Raw genomic sequence first — 20,519 nt, 5'->3', positions numbered from 1 at the left:
CGATGGCCGGTTCGCGCGTGCGGATTGCGTTGGTTCCATGATTCCCTCGATCGGCTACTGGGTTTCGCTGCTGGGGCTGCCGAAGAGCTTGGACGGATCGTCGCGTTCGGCGGGCTCCTCGGATCGCTGGGGCGTGGTCTGGAAGTTGAGGTTCACCTTGTCGGTATCGACCACGGCCTCCTTGTCGAGGAAGGCAGTGACCGTCTGCGGCACGAAGATCACCACGGCGACCAGGATCAGCTGCATCGCCACCCACGGGATGGCGCCCAGGTAGATGTCCTTGGACAGCACCTTGCGCGGCAGCTTTCCTTCCTTGTGCAAGGTGTCGGAGATGCCGCGCAGGTAGAACAGAGAGAAGCCGAAGGGCGGGTGCATGAAGCTCGTCTGCATGTTCACGCAGATCAGCACGCCGAACCAGACCAGGTCGATGCCCAGCTTCTGCGCCACGGGCCCGAGCAGCGGGAGGATGATGAAGGCGATCTCGAAGAAGTCGAGGAAGAACGCCAGGAAGAAGATGAAGATGTTGACGGCGATCAGGAAGCCGATCTGCCCGCCCGGAAGATCGGCCAGCATGTGCTCGATCCACACGCCGCCGCTGACCCCCTGGAACACCAGCGAGAAGGCCCGCGAGCCGATCAGGATGAACACCACCATCGCCGTCATGCGCATGGTCGCGGTCATGGCGCTTTGCAGCAGCGGCCAGCTCAGGCGGCGGTGAATGGCCGCCAGCAGGAATGCTCCGAGTGCCCCCATGGCGCCGGCTTCGGTCGGGGTGGCGATGGCGTTGTCGATGCCGGGCAAGCCGCCCATGCTTCCCAAGACCGCGAAGATCAGGAAGGCGGACGGGATGATGCCGCGCAGGCATTTGGCCCACAATGCCCACCCGGTCAGCGTTCGGGCTTCCCTGGGGATGCCGGGCACGTCCTGCGGCCGGAAGCGCCCCAACAGGAAGGTGTAGAGCGCGAAGAGAAAGACCTGGATGAGGGCCGGGCCCCAAGCGCCCTTGTACATGTCGCCGACCGAGCGCCCGAGCTGGTCTGCCAGCACGATCAGGCACAGCGATGGCGGCACGATCTGGGTGATGGTTCCGGATGCCGCCAGCACCCCGGTGGCATAGCGCATGTTGTAGCCGTATCGCATCATGACCGGCAGCGAGATCATCGCCATGGCAATCACCTGCCCGGCCACGGTACCGGTGATCGCTCCCAGGATGAAGCCGACGATGATGACCGAATACCCGAGGCCGCCACGCACCGGCCCGAACAGCTGGCCCATCGAGTCGAGCATGTCCTCGGCCAGGCCGCACCGCTCCAGCACGCAACCCATGAGGGTGAAGAAGGGGATCGCCAGCAGCAGGTCGTTCGACAGGATTCCGAACACGTTCAACGGCAGCGCGGCGATGAATCCGGCTGGAAACCAGCCCATGTAGATGGCAACGCCGCCGCTGGCCACACCCAGGGCCGCCAGCGAGAACGCCACCGGGAAACCCAGCAGCAGCACGGCCACCAGCGCCGCGAACATCAACGGCGGAAAGGCTTCGAGGCTCATTGCAGGGGCTTTTCGTAGTGGGTGTTCATTTCGTACCGGTCCTGCAGCCACAGGACGCGCTTGGCGATCTCGCTGAAGGCCTGCAGCACGAGCAGGCCGAAGCCCAGCGGCAGCAGCACCATCGCGGGCCAGCGAATGAGGCCGCCGGCATTGGGGGACGTCTCGCCGGAGCTGATCATGTCGACCAACAGCGGCCACGACAGCCAGGTCAGCAGGGCCATGATGGGCAGCAGGAAGACCACCAGGCCAAACAGGTCCAGCAGCACCTGAGCGCGCGCCTTCCAGCGGCCATAGAAGAGATCCACGCGCACGTGCTCGTTGAGCCGCAGCACCTGCGCGGCACCCAGCATCACGCCGGCGCCGAAGAGATACCACTGGATCTCCAGCCAGCCGTTCGAACTCGTGCCGATGACGTAGCGCACCATGGCGTTGCCGCCGCTGATGACGCAGGCGAGCAGAAGCGCCCATTGGGCTATCGCGCCCGCGAGATCGGTCAGGCGATCGATGCCGCGCACCCAGGCTGGCAGGGCGCCGTGGACCGGTGGGAGGTGTTTCATGGGGGGCCTATCGTTCTCTGCAGGGCGCCTCTCGGGGCGCCCTTGCCATCGACCATCTACTTGCTGGCGCTTCCGGTGACGTTGGCGAAGGTGTAGTTGTCCAGTTCGGCCTCGGCCACGCGGAACCAGCTGGCCTGGTCGCGGCGGTACTTGAGCCAGCCCGGCAGCATCGCCTTGAAGTCGGGATTCGCTTCGGCCAGTTCGTTCATCAGGTCGTTCGACGCCTTGAACGCGGCGTCCATCACCGGCTTGGGGAAATAGGACAGCTTCGCCCCTTGGCCTACCAGCTTCTTGATGGCTTCGGGATTGCGGTTGTCGTAGTCGGCGACCATCTTCATCGTCTGCTCGTTGCAGGCGCATTCGAAGGCGGCCTTGTATTGCGCAGGCAAGGCATCCCAGGCCTTGGCGTTGACCATCGCGGTGATCGAGGCGCTGCCCTCCCACCAACCCGGCGAGTAGTAGTACGGCGCAACCTTGTTCAGGCCCAGCTTCGCGTCATCGTAGGGGCCGATCCACTCGGCCGCGTCGATGGTGCCCTTCTCGAGCGACGGATAGATGTCCGCCGCCGGAATCTGCTGGGGCACGGCGCCGAGCTTGGACATCACCATGCCGCCGATGCCGCCGATGCGCATCTTCAATCCGTTGAGATCGGCAACGCTCTTGATGGGCTTGCGGTACCAGCCCCCCATCTGCACACCGACGTTGCCGCAGACGAAGTTGGTGATGCCCATCTTCTTGTACATCTCGCGCAGCGACGCCATGCCGCCGCCGAACTGCATCCACGCGTTGTGCTGGCGGGCGTTCAGGCCAAAGGGCAGTCCCGTGTCGAAGGCCACCGCCGTGTTCTTGCCGACGAAGGCGGAGGCCAGCACATGGTTGACCTCGATGGTTCCGTTGCTGACGGCTTCCATGTTCTGTGGCGGCGGCACGATCTCGCCACCGGCAAAACACTGGATGGTGAACTTGCCGTCGGTGAGTTCGGCGACGCGCTTGCACAGGTGCTCCGCCGAGCCATACATCGTGTCCAGGCTCTTGGGCCAGCTGGTCGACATGCGCCACTTCACGGCGGGTGCGGTCTGGGCCAAGGCAGGAATGGCGAGCGACGCGAGGCCGGCTGCGGCCCCCGTCTTCTGGAAAAAGCGACGTCGTTGCATGAATCGATCCTGGTGAGGTGAGGGCCAATCGGGAGGGGTCATGGGTCGCTCGAAACGGATCGAAGCGCCCATAAGTCGTCAGTATGCTGAGCTAAATATGCAGTGTCAACGACATTTTCACGGAAGTCGCTCAACGCACCAGGATCGCCCTTCGACGCCCCTTGCATGAGCGCATCCTGTGCGCTCGCGCACGAATGAAGTGCAACGTCTTCATTGGTGATTTCCCTGATTTCACGCCTGACCCGTGATTTCCCATCAAGGCGACATCTTCTTTTTGATGGTGATCGAAGCGCTCACAAAAAATGCTTGCCACGCTCGATTTATATTCAGTACACTGAACATATCGAGTCAGTGTACGTTTCAAAGGAGCCAGGCCATGACATGGATCAGGATCGCCGCCACCAGCCAGTTGCAAGAAGACGAAGTGATGCCGATCAACGTCGGCGAGGCCCAGCTGGCCCTGTTTCGAAGCGGGGGTGAATTCCACGTGACGGACAACGTCTGCACGCACCAGTACGCCCTGCTGTCCGACGGCTATGTGGAGGACGGCTGCGTCGAGTGCCCCCTGCATCAGGCGCAGTTCGACCTGCGCACGGGCCAGGCCCGGTGCGCACCCGCTACCCAGGCCATCCGCGTCTATCCCGTTCGCGTCGAGGGCGAGGACGTCCTCGTCGATGCCTGAGAGCGCGCTCGCCCCATGACGAACGCTCTTCCCATCCTCATCATCGGCGCCGGACAGGCCGGGGCGACCGCGGCGGCCACGCTGCGTGCCCTCGGCCATGAGGGCCGCATCGTGGTCGTCGGCGATGAACCTCACCTGCCCTATGAACGACCGCCTCTGTCCAAGGCCGTGCTGACCGACGCCGCCAAGGATGGCCAGGTCGGCATTCATGCCGCGGGCTTCTACGCGGAGAAGGGCATCGAGTTGCGGGTCGGCGTGCAGGTCGCTTCGCTGGACACCGCCCATGCCGTCGCCCACTGCAGCAGTGGCGAGCGCATTGCGTTCAGCCAGGCGTTGATCGCGACCGGTGGCAGCGCGCGCGCCCTGCCCGCCCTGCCACCCGGAACGCCGCGTGTGCACTACATCCGGACCTTGGCCGACGCGCAGGCACTGCGCGGCGCACTGCAAAGCGAGACGAACCTGACCGTGCTCGGCGCCGGCTTCCTGGGGCTGGAAGTCGCGTCCACCGCGCGCGCGCTGGGGCTGGAAGTCACGGTGATCGAGGCGTCGCCACGGGTACTGGCGCGTGCCGTGCCCGAGGCGTTTTCCCATTGGCTGGCCGAACGGGCCGAACATGCCGGCGTCGACCTGCGCCTCGGAACGAACTGCACGGCCATCGAGCCTGCCGCCGGGCACATCGCACTGACACTCGGCGACGGCCGTCGCCACCAGGCCTCGCAGCTGCTGGTCGCCATCGGCCAAAGCCCCGCGGTCGGGCTGGCCGCGTCGAGCGGGCTGGCGCTGCATCCGCAGACGGGCGGCATCCGCATCGACGCGCAATGCCGAACCAGCGCCACCCATGTCTTTGCCGCCGGCGACTGCACGAGCCAACACCAGCCGCTCCTGGGCGAAGAACTCCGCCTGGAATCCTGGCAGAACGCCAACGAACAGGCACGCATCGCCGCCGCCGCCATGCTCGGCGTGCCGACCGAGGCCGCCGCGACTCCCTGGTTCTGGACGGACCAGTTCGACTGCAACATCCAGATGGTCGGCCTGCCGCGCGCCGGCCTTCGCTATCACGTGCGCGGGGAAGTCCGGGCCGACGTTCCGGCACCCCGGTTCGTCCTGATCGGAGCGGATGGCGAGGCACGCGTGCGGCATGTCATCGCCGTCAATGCCGGCGCCGACGTGCGGCCGCTGCGCAGCCTGGTCGACCAGGGCACGCCCTGCGACCCGGCCGCGCTCACCGATCCTTCGATTCCCCTGCGGCAAGCCGTGCGCGACGCACAGGCCGCCGCGGCCACCCTCGCCCTCAGTTGACCGGAGCCCCCATGTACAGCACCCACGCGATCATCGACCGCACACCCCGAGCCAAGGATGCCGAGCTGGCGAACTGCCAATGGCCCGCGGACGCCCTGCATTTCATTCCGGACTGGATCTACACGAGCGAAGCCGTGTACGACCGGGAGATGGACAGGATCTTCCGGGGCCGATCGTGGAACTACGTCGCGCTCGAGGCCGAGATCCCCAACACCGGCGACTTCAAGCGCTCCTATGTCGGCGCGACGCCCGTGGTCGTCTCGCGGGCGCAGGACGGGTCCGTCAACGTGTTCGAGAATCGTTGCGCCCATCGGGGTGCCGAGTTCTGCCGGCACAGCCAGGGCAACGCCACCGAGTTCGTCTGCCCCTACCACCAGTGGTCATACGACCTCAAGGGCAATCTCCAGGGCGTCCCGTTCAAGCGCGGGGTCAACCGCCAGGGCGGCATGCCCAAGGACTTCCGCAACGAGGATCACGGCCTGCGCAAGCTGCACGTGGCGACTCGCCACGGCGTGGTCTTCGCGTCCTACAGCCCGGAGATGGAGTCCCTCGAGGACTACATGACCCCGGAGATCCTGAAGGATTTCGACGTGGTGTTCCCGGGCAAGGGCCTGAAGGTGCTCGGCTACTACAAGAACGAGTTGCCCTGCAACTGGAAGATGTACCACGAGAACCTGAAGGACCCCTACCACGCGACGCTGCTGCATTCGTTCCTGGTGGTGTTCGGCCTGCTGGTCGCCGGCAACGACGCCGCCATGATCGCCGACCCGGTGCATGGTCGCCACGGCACCATGGCGTCTGCCAAGAAGGAAGACAAGTACGCCGCCGTGAGCGACGAGAACAAGAAGGAGATGCGCTCCTTCCATGAAGGCATGCGCTTGCGCGACGACCGCTTCCTGGAGTTCGTCAAGGAGTTCGACTCGCCCTGGTCGGTCACCATGCAGACCATCTGGCCCAACCTGATCGTCCAGCGCGAAATGAACACCCTGGGCGTGCGGCAGATCGTTCCCAACGGTCCCAACAGCATGTTGATGCTTTGGACCATGTTCGGCTATGAAGACGACACCGAGGAGATGACGCAGCACCGCCTGCGCCAGGGCAACCTGATGGGCCCCTCCGGCTTCCTGGGCCTGGAGGACAACGAAGCCATGAAGTTCGTGCAGGAGGGCGTGCGCCGCTCCAGCACCGACACCAACGTGCTCAAGCTCGATGCCGGCAACGTCGGCACGGCCAACTCGCTGATCTCGGAGAGCGCCATCCGGGCCATGTACAGCTACTACCGCGAAGTGATGGGGTTCTGAGCGCCATGAAAGCATTCACTCAATCGCTGTTCCGCGAACGCACCATCGCAGGAGCGCGCGCGCGCGAGCTGCGTCTCGCGGTGGAGGAGTTCAACGCCGACTACTGCGCCGTGCTCGACACCGGCAGCGTCGAGGACTGGCCGGAGTTCTTCACCGAGGACGGCATCTACCGCGTCACCGCCCGCGAGAACGCGGAACTTCGGATGCCCGTCGGCCTGGTGTATGCGCACGGCCGCAACATGATGCATGACCGCGCCGTGGCCATCGCCAGGACGCAGATGTTCGCGCCGCGCTACAACCTGCACCTGGTGACGAACACGCGTGTGACGGCGGAGTCCGAGGCGGGCGAGATCCAGGCCCAGGCCAACTTCGTGCTGCTGCAGACCCTGGTCGAAGGCCCGAGCACGGTCCACATGGCCGGCAGCTACTACGACACCTTCGTGCAGGTCGACGGCCGCCTGCTCCTCAAGGAGCGGCAGGCCATCTACGACTCCACCATCATCGCCAACGACGTGGTGTACCCCCTGTGAAGCCCGAGGCCTCAGATCGCCCGCAGCACGGTGCGGCTGTACTGGTTGTTCGCCTCGACCAGGATGCGCATCAGGTCCATGAGCATGGTGCGCTCGGCCGGGCGCAAGGGCGCCAGCAGGCGCTCCTGCGCCCTCGCCATGTCGCCGCGCAAGGATTCGACGACGGTCTCGCCTGCGGGCGTCAGGCGCACGTGACGCAGCCGCTTGTCGGCCGGGTTCGGCCGGCGCACGACCAGGCCGCGATCCTCGAGCCGCTTGACGACGTCGGCGGTGGTCGTGCGGTCGAGCCCGACCTCCTGGCCCAGCGAAGTCTGGTCGAGGTCGGGAATCACCGACAGCGCCGTCAGGATCGCGTACTGCACGGGCGTCACGTTCTGCGATTGGCACTCCTCGAAGAACATGGCCACGTGGATCTGGTGCAGGCGCCGCACCAGAAAGCCGGGACGGGCGAAGAGCAATTCCTTTGCCGGATCGACCGTCGTCATGCCGATCGCCGCGTTCGGCGCAGCAGGCTCTGGGGCTGATTCACGCTTCCTGGATGCCACATCTCGTCCCGTTTGTTAGCACACTGAAGATTGTATAGACCCGTGCAGAAAGCAGCGCCTTCGACACAGCGAATCCTCGCGGAACAGCAGGTGCGCCGCGCGCATCTGCGCGGCGCGATGGAGAACGAATGGCTGCAAGCCCGCTTCAGTTTCTCCTTTGCCGACTATCAGGATCCCAACCACGTGCACTGGGGGTCGCTGCGCGCACTCAACGAGGATTGGGTCGCGCCGGGCGGCGGCTTCGCGCGCCATGGGCATCGCGACATCGAGACGCTGACCTATCCGCTCCAGGGCCGCATCCATCACACCGACAGCCTCGGCAATGACTTCGAGTTCGGGCGAGGCGAGATCCTGCGCATGAGTGCAGGCACCGGCATCGAGCACAGCGAGATGAACGCGTCGCGAACCGAGCCCGAGCGACATCTGCAGATCTGGTTGTACCCGCGCACGCGCGGCGTGAATCCCGGCTGCGCCCTCACGCGTGTGGACGAAGAAGACACGCTGGGACGCTGGTGCCCCATCGCCTCGCCAGACGGGCGGGAAGGATCGGCAACGGTCCAGCAGAACGCCGTGATCTTCGCCAGCCGCCCCGCCATCGACGGCGAACTCGACTACCAGCTGGCACAGCATCGGCTGGGCTACCTGCACGTCGTGTCCGGCGAAGTCCAGGTCGACCCTGGATTGCTGCTGCGCGCGGGCGATGGCCTGCGCTTCACGCACCGCGAACACCTCGCGCTCATCGCCGCCTCGGCCGACGCCGAGGTCCTGCTGTTCGATCTCTAACGCCTTCCTCCACCCCTTCTACCTCACGCGGAGAACTTCCCCAATGAACCGAATTCGCAAGATCGCCCTGGAAGAGCACTTCATGGCGCCTGGCTTCGAGCGCTACTCCAAGACCTTTCTGCAGCACATCGACAAGGCCACCTACGCCGAGCTCGCGAGTCGCCTGGCCGACTTCGACGAGTTGCGCCTCACGGAAATGGATCGCGCCGGCATCGCCGTGACCGTCCTGTCCCAGACCGGGCCGGGGGTGCAGGGCGAACTCGACACCCACGCGGCCATCGCCAGCGCCAAGGACAACAACGATTTCCTGGCGAGCCAGGTCGCGCGCCATCCCACGCGCTATGCCGGCTTCGCGACACTTCCCATGCAGAGTCCGCAAGCCGCTGCCGAAGAGCTGACGCGTGCGGTGGTGGCGCTGGGATTCAAGGGGGCGCTGGTGAACGGCCATACCCAAGGCCGCTACTACGACGATCCCGCCTTCGACGTCGTGTGGGAGCGCTTCCAGGCGCTGGACGTTCCGCTCTACCTGCATCCCATCGACTTTCCGGCGGTACCCGCGTCCTTCGCGGGGCATGCCGAACTGACGGGAGCGACCTGGGGCTGGGGCGTCGAGACCGCGACCCACGCCCTGCGCCTGCTCTTCAGTGGCGTCTTCGATCGATTCCCGAAACTCAAGGTGATCCTGGGCCACATGGGCGAGGGCCTGCCCTTCCAGCGCTGGCGATTCGACAGCCGCTTCGGTGCGTACCCGCACGGCATCCGCCTGCACCGGGCGCCGTCCGAATACATCGGCAGCAACATCGTCATCACGACCTCCGGCGTCTGCTCCGGTGCCGCCCTGGCCGGTGCCATCGCGGAGTTGGGCGAGGAAGCCGTGATGTTCTCGGTCGACTACCCCTACGAATCGACCGCCGTCGCTGCCGATTTCATCGAGTCGGCGCCGATGGACGACCGCACGCGGCACCTGGTGTGCCACGGCAATGCCGAACGCCTTCTCAAACTGAACGCGGCCTGATCGCGTCCCCACTTCAACCGACAAGGAGCCCCTGTGTCCAAGACCTACCGCATCGGCCAGATCGTGCCGAGTTCCAACACGACCATGGAAACCGAGATCCCCGCGATGCTGCGGCTGCGCGAGCAAATCCGTCCGGAGCGCTTCACCTTCCACTCCAGCCGGATGCGCATGAAGACCGTGAAGAAGGAAGAACTGGCGGCCATGGACGCGGAATCCGACCGCTGCGCCATCGAGTTGAGCGATGCGCGCGTCGACGTCCTGGGCTACGCCTGTCTGGTGGCCATCATGTCGATGGGGCACGGCTACCACCGTGCGTCGGAGAAGCGCCTGCGCGAGCACACGCAGGCCAATGACGGCAACGCACCCGTGGTGACCAGCGCCGGCGCCCTGGTCGACGCCCTCCAGGTGATCGGTGCCCGGCGCATCGCCCTGGTGGCACCGTACATGAAACCGCTGACGGAGCTGGTGGTGGACTACATCCGCAACGAAGGCGTCGAGGTCGTGGATTGGCGAGCGCTGGAGATCCCCGACAACCTCGCGGTCGGTCGCCACGACCCGGCCCGCTTGCCGGAGATCGTTGCCGGCATGCACACCGATGGCGTCGACGCCATCGTGCTGTCCGCCTGCGTGCAGATGCCGTCGCTGCCTTCCGTCGCCAAGGTGGAAGCCATGACCGGCAAGCCGGTCGTCACGGCAGCGATCGCCACGACCTACGCCATGCTGAAGGCGCTGGACCTCGAGCCGGTGGTTCCGGGCGCGGGTGCGCTGCTGTCCGGCGCGTACTGAGACGGAGAAGGAAGCAATGAAGAGCACTTTCCTTTATGGCGCGAACCTGCACGCGAACGGCATCCGCCAGCACTACCTGCGATACGGCGGCAAGGGTCGACCGGTCATCCTGGTGCCCGGCATCACCAGTCCTGCCGTGACCTGGGGGTTCGTGGCGGAGCACTTCGGCCAGCAGTTCGACACCTATGTGCTGGATGTGCGGGGACGTGGCCTGTCCGAAGCCTCCGACGCGCTCGACTACGGGCTCGATGCCTGCGCGGGAGACGTCGGGGGATTCGCCCGCGTGCTCGGCCTGGAAGGCTATGCGCTGGTCGGGCACTCGATGGGCGCGCGCATCGGCGTGCGCGCCGCGCGGCACCATCCCGATGGACTGGAGCGCCTGGTCCTCGTCGATCCCCCTGTCTCGGGTCCGGGACGCCGCCCCTACCCGGCCAAGCTGGACTGGTACATCGACTCGATCCGGCTGATGCGCGACGGCGCCGGCATGGAAGCCTTGCGCCCCTTCTCCCCCACCTGGACCGACAGCCAGCTTCAACTGCGCTCCGAATGGCTGCACACCTGCAACGAGCGCGCCATCGTCGCCTCCTACAACGGCTTCCACGAGGACGATGTCCACGCCGACCTGCCGCATGTCAAGGTGCCCACGCTGCTGATGGTGGCCGGCCGCGGCGACGTGATTCGCGCCGAGGACATCGACGAGATCGGGCGCCTCGTGCCGTCGATCAGGACCGTGCGCGTGCCTGACGCGGGGCACATGATCCCGTGGGACGACGAGACGGGTTTCCTGAGCGCTTTCGGCAACTTCCTCGGCGCACCGCTCGGCGGGGTCGCCAACGACCACTAGGAGATTTCCATGCCTGTGAGCGACCATCAGCTGATCGACGCCTGGAAGCAGGTGTTGACGCTCTCCAAACTGGAAGCGGGCCAGACCGTCACCATCCTGACCAGTTCGGCAACGCACCCGCAAACCCTGTCCAGTGCACTCATTGCGACCCAGCAGATGGGTGCCATCGTCAATCGGCTCGATCTGCCGCCGGTGAACGCCGATAAGGCCTTGAGCCGCGACAGCCTCGCCTACCTGGGCACGACCCCGCTGACGGGCAACAGGGCCGCCATCGCCGCACTCAAGGCCAGCGACCTGGTGCTGGACCTGATGACGCTGCTGTTCTCTGCGGAACAGCACGACATCCTGGCGGGCGGGACGAAGATCCTGCTGGCGGTCGAACCGCCGGAGGTGCTGGTGCGGATGGTGCCGACTCTGGCGGATCGGGCGCGGGTCAAGTCAGCGGCCGCCCGCATCGCTGCCTCGCGCGAGATGCACGTCGTCTCCGCGGCCGGCACCGACCTGCGCTGCAGGATGGGAGAGTTTCCGGCGATCAGCGAATACGGCTTCGTCGACGAACCCGGGCGCTGGGACCACTGGCCGAGCGGCTTCGCGCTGACCTGGCCGGATGAAGGCGGCGCCCATGGGCGCATCGTGATCGACCGTGGCGACATCCTGTTGCCGCAGAAGTCCTACGTCTCCGAGCCGATCGTGCTCACCGTCGAGAACGGCTACGCCACCAGGATCGAAGGCGGCGTCGATGCGGAGTTGCTCGGCGACTACATGGCCTCTTTCAAGGACCCCGAGGCCTACGCGATCTCCCACATCGGCTGGGGGCTGCAACCGCGGGCCCGCTGGTCCACGCTCGGCCTGTACGACCGGGAGGCCACCATCGGCATGGACGCGCGAGCCTACGAGGGCAACTTCCTTTTCTCGCTGGGGCCCAACAACGAGGCGGGGGGCAAGCGAACGACGGCCTGCCATATCGACATCCCTCTGCGCAAATGCACGGTCAGGCTCGATGGCCGGGAGATGGTGCGCGAGGGCAAGGTCATGGACGGCGAGGAGAAGCGCGATGCACGCTGAAATCAAGACCTACGAACGCCAGGGATTCGGAGCGGCGCTCGAACTGCGCGCACCGGCAGGCCTGCTGATCGTCGACTTCGTCAATGGCTTCGCGGATCCGGCGGTCTTCGGCGGCGGCAACATTCCCCAGGCGATCGACCACACCGTGGCGCTCCTGGCAGCTGCCAGGGCACGCGGGTGGGCCATTGCGCACAGTCGCATCGTCTACGCCGACGATGGCGCAGACCACAACATCTTCTCCCTGAAGGTGCCCGGCATGCTCACGCTGAAAGAGGATGACCCCCGCAGCGCGATCGTGCCGCAACTGGCTCCGCTGCCGGGCGAACTCGTCGTGCGCAAGACCGTCCCGTCGGCCTTCTTCGGAACCTCGCTGGCGGCATGGCTGAGCCAGCGTGGCGTTCAGACCCTCGTGGTGGCCGGTGCCGTCACCAGCGGATGCGTGCGAGCGAGCGTGGTGGATGCGATGTCCCACGGCTTCAGGCCGCTCGTCGTTGCCGACTGCGTCGGTGACCGCGCCATCGCGCCTCACGATGCCAGCCTGTTCGACATGGGGCAGAAGTACGCGGCCGTGATGACGCGTGACATTGCGCTGGCCGCGCTGGAGAAGGTCAGCAACCCGTAAGTTGCAGAAGAGGCACGGACACCCGATCCTCGCGCAGCCCGAAGATGGGCTGCGCGCGGCTCTGACGGTGCACCGACGACGCCCCACCCTCACGCAAGGGGCCATGAAGGGTCGGTCGGGCCCGCGTCGAAGCTCTCGGTTCTCAACGGGCGCTTGCGGCGATCACGCCAAGTGCACGACCCACGCAGGGCCAACGCGAGAGATCGCGCTCGTGAGCGTGTGTGCACTCACCGCAACCTCGACAACAATCGAGTCCCTCCCGACTCTCGTGGCGTTGGATGCACCCGCTATGGATGACTGTCTGATCCGCTTCGCGGCAGAGACCCCTGCGGGGGCGAGAATGCGAACGCCTTCATGCAACAAACCGGGACGATTTCTTTCCCGCCATCATTCGATGTCCATGCGCGTGCCTGAGCGCAAGAGAAGCTCGACCGCCGTTGGTGCCGTGCTGCTTGGCATCGCGACCGCGCTGCTTGCGCCTTGTGCGCGATCCGCACCGTTCGAGCGACTCGAGATCGGCGCGTCGGTGCCAGACGGCGAGATCGACTTCGGGCTGTCGAAGGTGGTGCTGCCCGCTCCCGGCTCCGAGTGGCGGGTGATCGCCGCGAAGGGGAGCGCTTCGATCGCTCCCAGCGGCGACCGCATCTACACGATCAAGCTTCGCAACGTCGTCCTGGTGCGGATCAGGGAGGGCCGGTGGGCAGGCTTGATCGAACTCGGCGGGCTCGGCGAGTCCCTGACCTGGGCGCCCTGGATGACCTCGGCGTGCAGAGTGGCCGCAAGGACAATCTACTCCGAAGGCGTGGACGCAGACCGGTTCAAGCCGACCTGCCTGATGGTCACGTCGTCGTTCCCGACGAAGAACATGGGGACCTCGCCCGGCGTCTTTCAGGACGCCTTGGACTGGCTGAAAGAGCATGGCATCGCAGCGCCTGAATTCGTCCACCTGGGTCGCTTCGCGCGCTATGCCGAAGGCAACTACAACCACATGAATGCCTATTTGTCGGCGGACGTGCACCCGGCGGACTCGGTGCCCCGGATGATGGGCTTCCTGGCATGGATGAAGGACGCAGCCCAGGCGAGCGCAGCGGGGGTGGTCGAACCGTGATGCTGGGCCCGTTGGAGCCTTGAGCCGAGCGGACCTGACTTTGCGCTCCTGGCGCTGCCGGTCATGATCGCAGGCGCCTCAGCGCGACACCGTGCGCCACAGAGCGATCAGCACCGGCCATCGGGCCGGCGACCCGCTCAACGGACTGGGCGTACGCACCAGAGCCTCGAACAGCGGTCGAACTGCCAACTCGTTCACGGAGCATTTTGCTCGACTATTGGATAGACGACCCAAAGGGTCGGTAAAATTCGTCCCGTGGTGCAGCGATGACGCAGCGCCCTCAACCCTTCAAGGACGTCCACCGATGAATCCAGCACTCCCGACAGCAAGGCCTTGGTGACGGCCTCGCGCGACGACCCAGCGCCCGTGCCGGCCAGCATGCGGATCACTCCCCCGGTCAACGACTACCAGGCGCCGACGCCCAAGGACCTGCAGCTGCTCAAGGAGCACTTCGGTCTCACGGCCTACGAGATGGCGCGCCTGTTCGCCGTGCAGCCCGAGCAGTGGCGAAAGCACACGGGGGGTCAGAGTCCCCGCGAGATCAGCGTCACGCGCGCCTTCTTCATGGCGGCGTTCCAGGTGCTCAGCGAGGAAGAGATCGAGCGCGTGGTGGCGTACATGGCGAGCTTCGGCGCGCTCTGGAACCAGGACGCCGAGCCGCCGCCGCGGCCCGAGCCACGCTACCGCCAGCGCAACGAAGCCTCTTGAGGCTCGAGCTCCGCAGCGGAGCTGCCAACAACTCACGTCGACGTATGCACCACAGCTGAGTGCATACGCGGGCGATGTTGCCCGCAAGTGCGAGAAACGAAATGAACAGGTTCATGCCGGCAGTGGTGCTCGGCGTCTGCGTTGCTGCGTCTGCTGCAGCCAGTGAGACATGCCCTTCTGTCGCTACCTTGGAGTTCAGGCCGGACGTCCCTACGGAAGCTGACGCTGTCGAGTTGCGCAATGCAACCCCCTGGCGATCCCGCGGGGAGATTCCGACACCAAGGCGCGGCGAGCTCGTCGGACGGATCCAAGCGAATTTGCCCAGGGACTGCTGATGCCCGCGCCCACTGAATGGCAGCCCGCGCCACATCCCACGCTCGCCGGCTTCTATTGCCTGCGGCGCTTCCCGCATGCGGATCAGCCGCCCGAGCATTTCGGCAATCGCCTCGGCGGCGAGCCAAGCATCGAGGCCTTCGCCACGCGCGAACAGGCCGAGCGCGTCAGCCGATACGCCAAGGGCCGTCGAGGCTGCATCGTTGACGAACGCGATATCGACTACGCCTGACGGCTTCCGGCTCTAGCCGCAGCGTGCCACGGGCGGCTATGGCCGGGGGCTTTTCCCCGGATACGAAGAAACCCAGAAAACCATGTACACCACCAAACCATTGATCGCGACTGCGCTCGTCCTGACGCTCGCCGCTTGCGGCGGAGGAGGCTCGAACGGCTTCGTCCCGGCGCCCGCTCCCTCCCCCTCGGCCTCACCCTCGGCGGAAGCGCCCGCGTCGGTCGTCGAGACACCGGCCCCGGCGACCGAAGCGCCGGCCCCGGCGCCGGAACCGTTGCCGGAGGTCGTCGATCCCCCCGCGCCGCCGGCGCCTCCCGCACCTCCCGCACCGCCGGCGCCGCCGAAGACGTGGAAGGACGCCGATTGCGCGCGCACGGGCGCCGACCTCCCGGCCTGCTCGGCGAACTTCTCGGACAACTCCGCGAGCGCCAGCCTCGTGGAGGAAAGCGGCGCGCCGGCGGTCCAGCTTGCCACCATCGCCGCGCTGAAGGCGCAGAACCCGAGCAAGAACAACGGCGTTCTCGGCAACAAGGCCGTCTACGGCCTGTCGCTGCTGCACAAGCTCAAACTCTCCGACTATCCGGGGATCAGCTTCGAGGCCAAGCTCAATACGCCGGCCCGCGCTGACACCACGATCCCCGAAGACCTGTATGTGACGATCACCGTGAGCCCGGCTTGCGATGGCCTCAGCTACCTGAACCTCATCACGAGCGCGCCCGATATGGCGCCCGTTGCGACCGCTGACGGCTACTTCCGCTATTCGGCGGCGCCGGCCGACGTGCGCTGGTTCCGGACCGGCTCGAAGCCCTTCCCGGCGGCGCCGGCCACGCCCCTCCTGAACGGCGCGCTCTCGGGCCTCGGCGCCTACTCGCTCGGCGGCCTGATCGCGGCCTACCCGGATGCTTGCATCTGGAACTTCCCGAACCCCACCACCGAAGTGCCCGGCGGGATCACGCCGGCGCTCGATTTCAATCTCGGCGATTCCGGCACCACGACGAACAAGAAGGCGTGGATTCGCGCCATCATGATCGGCGACAAGTCCATCTTCTGAGCATGCTGGTCCGGCTCGTGATCCTCCTGGGCGTCCTCTTCCTGATCGGGCTCGTCGTCATCTGGATGGACCCTCGCCCGTTCTAGCGCGTTGGCATGGCCCTGGGCAGGGTCGCGCACGCTTCGAGCGCGGCCCGCCCGGTCGCGCCTGAAGCCGTGACCTCGGCGGGTCGACATCGCCCGGCAGCGACCCATGCATCCAGCTCTTGGGCCTTGGCTTCCGATCAAGCAACAGGTGCGTACGCAGGGCCTTGGTCGGGACGGTAACTCCGCAGGTCCCGGGTTGAAGCCCAGGTCGAGCAGCCACTCAAGCCGCAACGCCCGTCTGAGGCTCAGCCCATAATCGGGCAAAGTCCTTCGATGTCCGTCGCGTCCCACTCCCTCTGGTCCCCGTTGCGTCTGCCGGCATTCCGGGGCCTGTGGACCGGCAGCGCCATCTACTTCACCGGGAACGCCATGCAGGTCATGGCGGCTTCGTGGCTCATGGTGGAGCTCACGGGCTCCTCATTCCTCGCAGCGCTGGTGCAGACGGCGGTGTTCCTGCCCATGTTCCTGCTGGCACTGCCCGCAGGCGTGCTGGCCGACATCACCGACCGACGGCGGCTGATCCTCAATGCGCTGGCCGTTCAGGTTGCCATCGTCCTTGCCCTGTCCCTGCTCGCGTTGGCGGGATGGGCAGGTCCGGGGACCTTGTTGCTGTTCACCTTTTCCGCCGGCTGCTGCACGGCGCTCCTGTCGCCCGCCTGGAACACCAGCCTGGCCGACACCGTGCCGCGCGAGGACATGCCGCAAGCCATCACGGCGATGTCCATCGCCTGGAACAGCGCGCGCGCACTGGGGCCGTCCATCGCGGGCTTCGTCTTCGCATGGCTGGGTGCGGGCTGGGTGTTCGTGATCGCCGCCGTCAGCGTCCTCGTGATGATGCAGGCACTGCGGCGCTGGCCCCCTGCCCCCCATGCGCAGTCGCCCCTGCCGGCGGAGCGCCTGTGGAGCGGCACCATCGCGGGCCTGCGCTATGCCAGGCACTCGCCCATGATCCTGGCGCAGTTGCTGCGCACCGTCGCGTACAGCGGTGCGGGCTCGGCGCTGTGGGCGCTGTTGCCGGCCATCGCGGCGCAGCAACTCAAGCTGGGCGCCACCGGATTCGGCTTCCTCATGGGATGCCTGGGCACGGGCGCGGTCGCGGCGGGCCTGGTGCTGGGCAAGCTGCGTGCGCGCCTGGGGCTGGAGCGCCTCGTCGGACTGGGATGCGTGGTTTTCGCGGCCGTGATGCTGATCGCCGCGTTCGTGCGCATACCCATCGTGGTCTTCGTGGCGCTGGCCATCGGCGGCGCCGCATGGATGGCGGTCATGGCCACCTTCAACACCGCGACGCAGTCCAGCGCGCCTCCCTGGGTGCGTTCGCGCGCCGTGGCCCTGCACACGCTCAGCGCGCTGGGTTCGTTCGCCATCGGCTCGGCGTTCTGGGGCGCGGTTTCCGGAATCACTGGATTGGCTATCGCCTTGAGCATCGCAGCGCTTGCCATGACGGGCGGCATTTTTCTTGCCCGCTGGCTGCCGTTGCGCATGGGCGCCTCGCAGGAGGTCACCCCCGTCGCGCTCTGGGAAGAACTTTTCATCAAGGATCAGCCTCTGCCAGGAGATGGCCCCGTGTCGGTGGAGATCTGCTACTGCATCCGCGCCGGCGAAGCCGAGGAATTCCTGACCGCCGTGACCCAGCTGCGCGCCTCGCGGCGGCGCGACGGCGCCACCCTATGGCGCGTCTATCGCGACCTGGGCGATCCGTCGCGCTATATCGAGCGCTTCATCGTCGCTTCGTGGGCCGAATACTTGCACCAGCGCGCCCGGGCCACGCTGGCCGACCAGGAAATGGAAACTCGTCTCCAGGTGTTCTTGCGCGACGGCGTGCCGGTGACGACGCAACACTACATTGCCGAGCGCTGAAATCGCATGCTCGAAGGGCTGGCTGCGGAGCCCGCCTTCGCAGGGCGCACATCGGGAGAGTCAATGGGTGCGGGCATCGACCAGCAGTTCGGCCGTCACCGTCCGTCCCGCGCGACAACATATCCCCTCGAGTTCCTCGATGACGACGTCGACGCGTCGCAGGAACAGTTCCCGGCTGCCGGGCGTGGCACGTGTGCTCAAGGCCCACGTGAGCTCGGCCAGGCGTTCTTCCCGCGCCTGACGGGCCCACGGCCGCAACTCGCAGTAGCACAGAAGGGCCAGGCGGCCGAGGTCTTCGTGGCGGCGCGCGTAGGCGACATCGGCCACGAGATCGTCGAGACCCAGCATCAGACTGTCGGAAAGGGTATCCATGGTGCAATGCAGCATTCTGCGGGCGGGACGGTAGGGCGTGCAACCTAATCCCTATCGCCTTTCCCTCCACCTTTCTTCACTCGGACTGATCCCCTGTTGCGTCGTGGTCGTATCGAGCAGACTGGCATGCTTGTTGCGACGCAGCAAAAAGTTCTCTTTCTTCTCTTTCACTGGAGCAAGCGGAGGGTGTGATGCGGTGGCTGCTGATGATGTGGATGATCCTGGCCTGCGGCGCGGCCCGCTGCGAGGACGCACGCCCGACGCCGGACATCGTCGAGGTGCTGCGGGTCTCACACCAGAAGCAGCTCGACGCCATGACGCCCGCCGATGCCGCGAGCCCGCGCGCCCTGAAGGTACGCGAGTCCTTCGAGAAGCTCTTGCGCGGCCTGAAGGGTCCCGCCCTTTCGAAGGTCGAGCTTCGCGTCGTGCGCGGCGACATCGTGGGCGAGACGCTGCAAGGCCGCATCGTGGTGGCCAATGTGGCCCTGGCAGACCTGCCGGAAGGCGAGCGCATCTTCATCCTCGCGCACGAACTGGGACACGTGGTGCTCGATCACTGGTCGCAGATGGGCCTCGTCTACGCGAAATGGGTGCCGGGCCCCGTCGAGCAACAACACACCGACGCCATCGCGGACCGCCTGGGCCGTGACGCATCGGCCTTGGCCTATCGGCAGGAATTCGAAGCCGACGCCTTCGCCCTGAGCACGCTGCGCGCCCTGGACCTGCCGGATCAGCATGTGCTCGCGGCCTTCATGACGCTCGGCTGGCGCAACGACACCGCGACGCACCCGGGCACGCGCAAGCGCCTCTCGGCATTGCGTGCCCTGGCACCCGACGGGCGTTCGGTGCAGCCCTGAGGCCGAACAGACGCTTCTTCGCGCCCATGGCGCCTTGCCTTGCGCTGGTCGACGATCGTCAGACCGTCGTTCGACGTTCTTGCCCGGAGCGGACGTAACAATCTCGAACGCCTTTCATCCCTCGATGTGTGCGACGCTGGGCGTCGGAGGCCGCAGGCTGTGCCCGGCCGAAGGAGGTGATTCGATATGACCGTGGGTCTCAGTCGACGTCGCGTGCTCAAAGCAGCCACCTTGGTCGCCCCCCTTGGCGTGTCCGCGCAGAGGACCAGGCCGAACTCACGGCGAATCGGCGTCATATGGCTGGGCGGGCAGTCGACGACTTTCGGGCCCGGCTCGAGGGAGGCTCTCTTTCGCGACAGCCTCCGCCGGTTCGGATGGACCGAGGGACAGAACCTGGCGATTGAATCCCGATTCACAGGGACCGGCGTCAACCTCGCCCACCACGTCGAGCAACTCCTCGCGATGAAGGTGGATGTGATCGTGGCCATGGCGTCACCGATTGCCCTTGCCGTCAAGGACATGGCCTCCTCGGTGCCTGTCGTGTTTGTCGTCTTCGGCGATCCGGTGGAATTCGGACTGATCGACAGCCTGGCTCGTCCAGGCGGCAATCTGACAGGCATCTACATGCCCACGGCCGAGCACGCCGGAAAGCGCCTGGATTTGCTGCATGGGGCGGTGCCCGGCAGCAACCGCATCGCAGCGCTGACGTTCCCGAACTCGCGCGCTCGCCTCGAATTGCGGAACACCGAGGCGGCCGCAGGGAAGCTGGGCGTCGAGCTTGTCGAAGTCAAGGTCGGCGCGATCGACGAACTCGACTCGGCCCTTCTTGCCACGAAGAAATCCGGCGTCGCAGCGGTCACCCTGCTCACGGAGCCGCGCACCAGTGTCAACCTGGGACGCATCGCGGAGCAATGCCTTGCGCAAAGGCTGCCGTCCATCGCGGGCTACGCGGGTTTCGCCTGGCTTGGAGGCCTGATGGCGTACGGCGCCGATGGTCGTGAAGGTTTCAGCCGAGCCGCCTACTTCGTCGCCAGGATTCTTCAGGGCGAGCGGCCCGCGGATCTTCCAGTGGAGCAGAGCACCAAGTACGTCCTGGCCTTGAATACCAGGACCGCCAGGATCTTGCGAGTGAGCTTCTCCAAAGCGCTGAGACAGTACGCCGACTTTGTCGTGTCGTGACGCGG

Annotated in this window: 23 protein-coding genes; 17 read left to right on the top strand and 6 right to left on the bottom strand. The window is 66.1% G+C overall.

Annotated features, from left to right (window positions below):
• Positions 1 to 54 precede the first annotated feature (54 nt).
• The 3 genes from QTH97_RS21955 to QTH97_RS21945 are packed head-to-tail and all read right to left on the bottom strand — an operon-like array spanning position 55 to position 3,259.
• Positions 55 to 1,548, bottom strand: a complete 1,494-nt coding sequence (locus QTH97_RS21955) for a TRAP transporter large permease (protein ID WP_286570586.1) — start codon at positions 1,546 to 1,548, stop codon at positions 55 to 57.
• On the bottom strand, positions 1,545 to 2,105 hold the full coding sequence (locus tag QTH97_RS21950; RefSeq protein WP_286570585.1) for a TRAP transporter small permease subunit: 561 nt from the start codon (positions 2,103 to 2,105) through the stop codon (positions 1,545 to 1,547). Before QTH97_RS21950 ends, QTH97_RS21955 begins: the two co-directional genes overlap by 4 nt.
• A 56-nt stretch (positions 2,106 to 2,161) precedes the next feature.
• A complete protein-coding gene (locus tag QTH97_RS21945; RefSeq protein ID WP_286570584.1) occupies positions 2,162 to 3,259 on the bottom strand; it encodes a TRAP transporter substrate-binding protein in 1,098 nt (365 codons plus the stop codon).
• A gap of 376 nt (positions 3,260 to 3,635) precedes the next feature.
• Between QTH97_RS21945 and QTH97_RS21940 the strand changes: the two genes are divergently transcribed.
• The 4 genes from QTH97_RS21940 to QTH97_RS21925 are packed head-to-tail and all read left to right on the top strand — an operon-like array spanning position 3,636 to position 7,071.
• Entirely contained in the window at positions 3,636 to 3,941 is a 306-nt protein-coding gene (locus tag QTH97_RS21940; protein WP_286570583.1) for a non-heme iron oxygenase ferredoxin subunit, read from the top strand.
• Between the two features lie 15 nt (positions 3,942 to 3,956).
• On the top strand, positions 3,957 to 5,240 hold the full coding sequence (locus tag QTH97_RS21935; protein ID WP_286570582.1) for an NAD(P)/FAD-dependent oxidoreductase: 1,284 nt from the start codon (positions 3,957 to 3,959) through the stop codon (positions 5,238 to 5,240).
• 11 nt (positions 5,241 to 5,251) lie between these two features.
• Positions 5,252 to 6,541, top strand: coding sequence for an aromatic ring-hydroxylating dioxygenase subunit alpha (locus QTH97_RS21930; RefSeq protein WP_286570581.1), 1,290 nt, complete (start codon positions 5,252 to 5,254; stop codon positions 6,539 to 6,541).
• A gap of 5 nt (positions 6,542 to 6,546) precedes the next feature.
• Positions 6,547 to 7,071 carry an aromatic-ring-hydroxylating dioxygenase subunit beta gene (locus QTH97_RS21925; RefSeq protein WP_286570580.1) on the top strand — a complete coding sequence of 175 codons (525 nt, stop codon included), beginning with the start codon at positions 6,547 to 6,549 and terminating at the stop codon, positions 7,069 to 7,071.
• Between the two features lie 11 nt (positions 7,072 to 7,082).
• On the opposite strand, the gene QTH97_RS21920 is transcribed toward QTH97_RS21925, so the two are convergent.
• Positions 7,083 to 7,556 carry a MarR family winged helix-turn-helix transcriptional regulator gene (locus tag QTH97_RS21920; RefSeq protein WP_286570579.1) on the bottom strand — a complete coding sequence of 158 codons (474 nt, stop codon included), beginning with the start codon at positions 7,554 to 7,556 and terminating at the stop codon, positions 7,083 to 7,085.
• Between the two features lie 102 nt (positions 7,557 to 7,658).
• Here QTH97_RS21920 and QTH97_RS21915 point away from each other — a divergent pair, with 102 nt between their 5' ends.
• From QTH97_RS21915 to QTH97_RS21885, 7 genes are all read left to right on the top strand, one after another.
• Positions 7,659 to 8,399: a pirin family protein gene (locus tag QTH97_RS21915; RefSeq protein WP_286570578.1), complete on the top strand. Its 741-nt coding sequence runs from the start codon at positions 7,659 to 7,661 to the stop codon at positions 8,397 to 8,399.
• A 43-nt stretch (positions 8,400 to 8,442) separates the two neighbouring features.
• Positions 8,443 to 9,414, top strand: coding sequence for an amidohydrolase family protein (locus QTH97_RS21910; protein WP_286570577.1), 972 nt, complete (start codon positions 8,443 to 8,445; stop codon positions 9,412 to 9,414).
• 33 nt (positions 9,415 to 9,447) lie between these two features.
• A complete protein-coding gene (locus tag QTH97_RS21905) occupies positions 9,448 to 10,200 on the top strand; it encodes a maleate cis-trans isomerase family protein (RefSeq protein WP_444813461.1) in 753 nt (250 codons plus the stop codon).
• Positions 10,201 to 10,216: 16 nt separating this feature from the next.
• Positions 10,217 to 11,044 (top strand): alpha/beta fold hydrolase, encoded by an 828-nt coding sequence (locus tag QTH97_RS21900; protein WP_286570576.1) that lies wholly within the window; start codon positions 10,217 to 10,219, stop codon positions 11,042 to 11,044.
• A 9-nt stretch (positions 11,045 to 11,053) separates the two neighbouring features.
• Positions 11,054 to 12,109, top strand: coding sequence for a 2,5-dihydroxypyridine 5,6-dioxygenase NicX family protein (locus QTH97_RS21895; RefSeq protein WP_286570575.1), 1,056 nt, complete (start codon positions 11,054 to 11,056; stop codon positions 12,107 to 12,109).
• Positions 12,099 to 12,731, top strand: coding sequence for an isochorismatase family protein (locus QTH97_RS21890; RefSeq protein ID WP_286570574.1), 633 nt, complete (start codon positions 12,099 to 12,101; stop codon positions 12,729 to 12,731). Before QTH97_RS21895 ends, QTH97_RS21890 begins: the two co-directional genes overlap by 11 nt.
• 400 nt (positions 12,732 to 13,131) lie before the next feature.
• Positions 13,132 to 13,839 carry a hypothetical protein gene (locus QTH97_RS21885; protein ID WP_286570573.1) on the top strand — a complete coding sequence of 236 codons (708 nt, stop codon included), beginning with the start codon at positions 13,132 to 13,134 and terminating at the stop codon, positions 13,837 to 13,839.
• 194 nt (positions 13,840 to 14,033) lie between these two features.
• On the opposite strand, the gene QTH97_RS21880 is transcribed toward QTH97_RS21885, so the two are convergent.
• Entirely contained in the window at positions 14,034 to 14,219 is a 186-nt protein-coding gene (locus QTH97_RS21880) for a hypothetical protein (protein ID WP_286570572.1), read from the bottom strand.
• Here QTH97_RS21880 and QTH97_RS21875 point away from each other — a divergent pair.
• The 4 genes from QTH97_RS21875 to QTH97_RS21860 all read left to right on the top strand — a co-directional run bounded on the left by QTH97_RS21875 (position 14,218) and on the right by QTH97_RS21860 (position 18,106).
• A complete protein-coding gene (locus QTH97_RS21875) occupies positions 14,218 to 14,547 on the top strand; it encodes an XRE family transcriptional regulator (RefSeq protein WP_286570571.1) in 330 nt (109 codons plus the stop codon). The two genes, QTH97_RS21880 and QTH97_RS21875, sit on opposite strands and share 2 nt — an antisense overlap.
• Positions 14,548 to 14,881: 334 nt before the next feature.
• Complete coding sequence (locus QTH97_RS21870; RefSeq protein ID WP_286570570.1) at positions 14,882 to 15,112, top strand: hypothetical protein; 231 nt, start codon at positions 14,882 to 14,884, stop codon at positions 15,110 to 15,112.
• 82 nt (positions 15,113 to 15,194) lie between these two features.
• Positions 15,195 to 16,163, top strand: coding sequence for a hypothetical protein (locus tag QTH97_RS21865; protein WP_286570569.1), 969 nt, complete (start codon positions 15,195 to 15,197; stop codon positions 16,161 to 16,163).
• A gap of 359 nt (positions 16,164 to 16,522) precedes the next feature.
• Positions 16,523 to 18,106: an MFS transporter gene (locus tag QTH97_RS21860; protein ID WP_286570568.1), complete on the top strand. Its 1,584-nt coding sequence runs from the start codon at positions 16,523 to 16,525 to the stop codon at positions 18,104 to 18,106.
• A gap of 60 nt (positions 18,107 to 18,166) precedes the next feature.
• Here QTH97_RS21860 and QTH97_RS21855 read toward each other — a convergent pair whose 3' ends face one another.
• Positions 18,167 to 18,478, bottom strand: coding sequence for a hypothetical protein (locus QTH97_RS21855; protein WP_286570567.1), 312 nt, complete (start codon positions 18,476 to 18,478; stop codon positions 18,167 to 18,169).
• 191 nt (positions 18,479 to 18,669) lie between these two features.
• Here QTH97_RS21855 and QTH97_RS21850 point away from each other — a divergent pair, with 191 nt between their 5' ends.
• A complete protein-coding gene (locus QTH97_RS21850; protein WP_286570566.1) occupies positions 18,670 to 19,335 on the top strand; it encodes a M48 family metalloprotease in 666 nt (221 codons plus the stop codon).
• Between the two features lie 186 nt (positions 19,336 to 19,521).
• Positions 19,522 to 20,514 (top strand): ABC transporter substrate-binding protein, encoded by a 993-nt coding sequence (locus QTH97_RS21845; RefSeq protein ID WP_286570565.1) that lies wholly within the window; start codon positions 19,522 to 19,524, stop codon positions 20,512 to 20,514.
• The last annotated feature ends 5 nt before the right edge of the window (positions 20,515 to 20,519 follow it).

Origin of the sequence: Variovorax gracilis (assembly GCF_030317115.1) — a bacterium.
Lineage (GTDB): Bacteria > Pseudomonadota > Gammaproteobacteria > Burkholderiales > Burkholderiaceae_C > Variovorax > Variovorax gracilis.
Note: the sequence above shows the minus strand (reverse complement) of the source record. Positions and strands in the feature narration are given on the sequence as shown.

Coding starts and splice junctions, on each gene's coding strand:
- QTH97_RS21860 (WP_286570568.1), top strand. CDS start 16,523: ATGTCCGTCGCGTCCCACTCCCTCTGGTCCCCGTTGCGTCTGCCGGCA.
- QTH97_RS21885 (WP_286570573.1), top strand. CDS start 13,132: ATGCGCGTGCCTGAGCGCAAGAGAAGCTCGACCGCCGTTGGTGCCGTG.
- QTH97_RS21945 (WP_286570584.1), bottom strand. CDS start 3,259: ATGCAACGACGTCGCTTTTTCCAGAAGACGGGGGCCGCAGCCGGCCTC.
- QTH97_RS21890 (WP_286570574.1), top strand. CDS start 12,099: ATGCACGCTGAAATCAAGACCTACGAACGCCAGGGATTCGGAGCGGCG.
- QTH97_RS21845 (WP_286570565.1), top strand. CDS start 19,522: ATGACCGTGGGTCTCAGTCGACGTCGCGTGCTCAAAGCAGCCACCTTG.
- QTH97_RS21895 (WP_286570575.1), top strand. CDS start 11,054: ATGCCTGTGAGCGACCATCAGCTGATCGACGCCTGGAAGCAGGTGTTG.
- QTH97_RS21900 (WP_286570576.1), top strand. CDS start 10,217: ATGAAGAGCACTTTCCTTTATGGCGCGAACCTGCACGCGAACGGCATC.
- QTH97_RS21855 (WP_286570567.1), bottom strand. CDS start 18,478: ATGGATACCCTTTCCGACAGTCTGATGCTGGGTCTCGACGATCTCGTG.
- QTH97_RS21875 (WP_286570571.1), top strand. CDS start 14,218: ATGCGGATCACTCCCCCGGTCAACGACTACCAGGCGCCGACGCCCAAG.
- QTH97_RS21940 (WP_286570583.1), top strand. CDS start 3,636: ATGACATGGATCAGGATCGCCGCCACCAGCCAGTTGCAAGAAGACGAA.
- QTH97_RS21920 (WP_286570579.1), bottom strand. CDS start 7,556: ATGACGACGGTCGATCCGGCAAAGGAATTGCTCTTCGCCCGTCCCGGC.
- QTH97_RS21910 (WP_286570577.1), top strand. CDS start 8,443: ATGAACCGAATTCGCAAGATCGCCCTGGAAGAGCACTTCATGGCGCCT.
- QTH97_RS21950 (WP_286570585.1), bottom strand. CDS start 2,105: ATGAAACACCTCCCACCGGTCCACGGCGCCCTGCCAGCCTGGGTGCGC.
- QTH97_RS21930 (WP_286570581.1), top strand. CDS start 5,252: ATGTACAGCACCCACGCGATCATCGACCGCACACCCCGAGCCAAGGAT.
- QTH97_RS21925 (WP_286570580.1), top strand. CDS start 6,547: ATGAAAGCATTCACTCAATCGCTGTTCCGCGAACGCACCATCGCAGGA.
- QTH97_RS21870 (WP_286570570.1), top strand. CDS start 14,882: ATGCCCGCGCCCACTGAATGGCAGCCCGCGCCACATCCCACGCTCGCC.
- QTH97_RS21865 (WP_286570569.1), top strand. CDS start 15,195: ATGTACACCACCAAACCATTGATCGCGACTGCGCTCGTCCTGACGCTC.
- QTH97_RS21850 (WP_286570566.1), top strand. CDS start 18,670: ATGCGGTGGCTGCTGATGATGTGGATGATCCTGGCCTGCGGCGCGGCC.
- QTH97_RS21935 (WP_286570582.1), top strand. CDS start 3,957: ATGACGAACGCTCTTCCCATCCTCATCATCGGCGCCGGACAGGCCGGG.
- QTH97_RS21955 (WP_286570586.1), bottom strand. CDS start 1,548: ATGAGCCTCGAAGCCTTTCCGCCGTTGATGTTCGCGGCGCTGGTGGCC.
- QTH97_RS21880 (WP_286570572.1), bottom strand. CDS start 14,219: ATGCTGGCCGGCACGGGCGCTGGGTCGTCGCGCGAGGCCGTCACCAAG.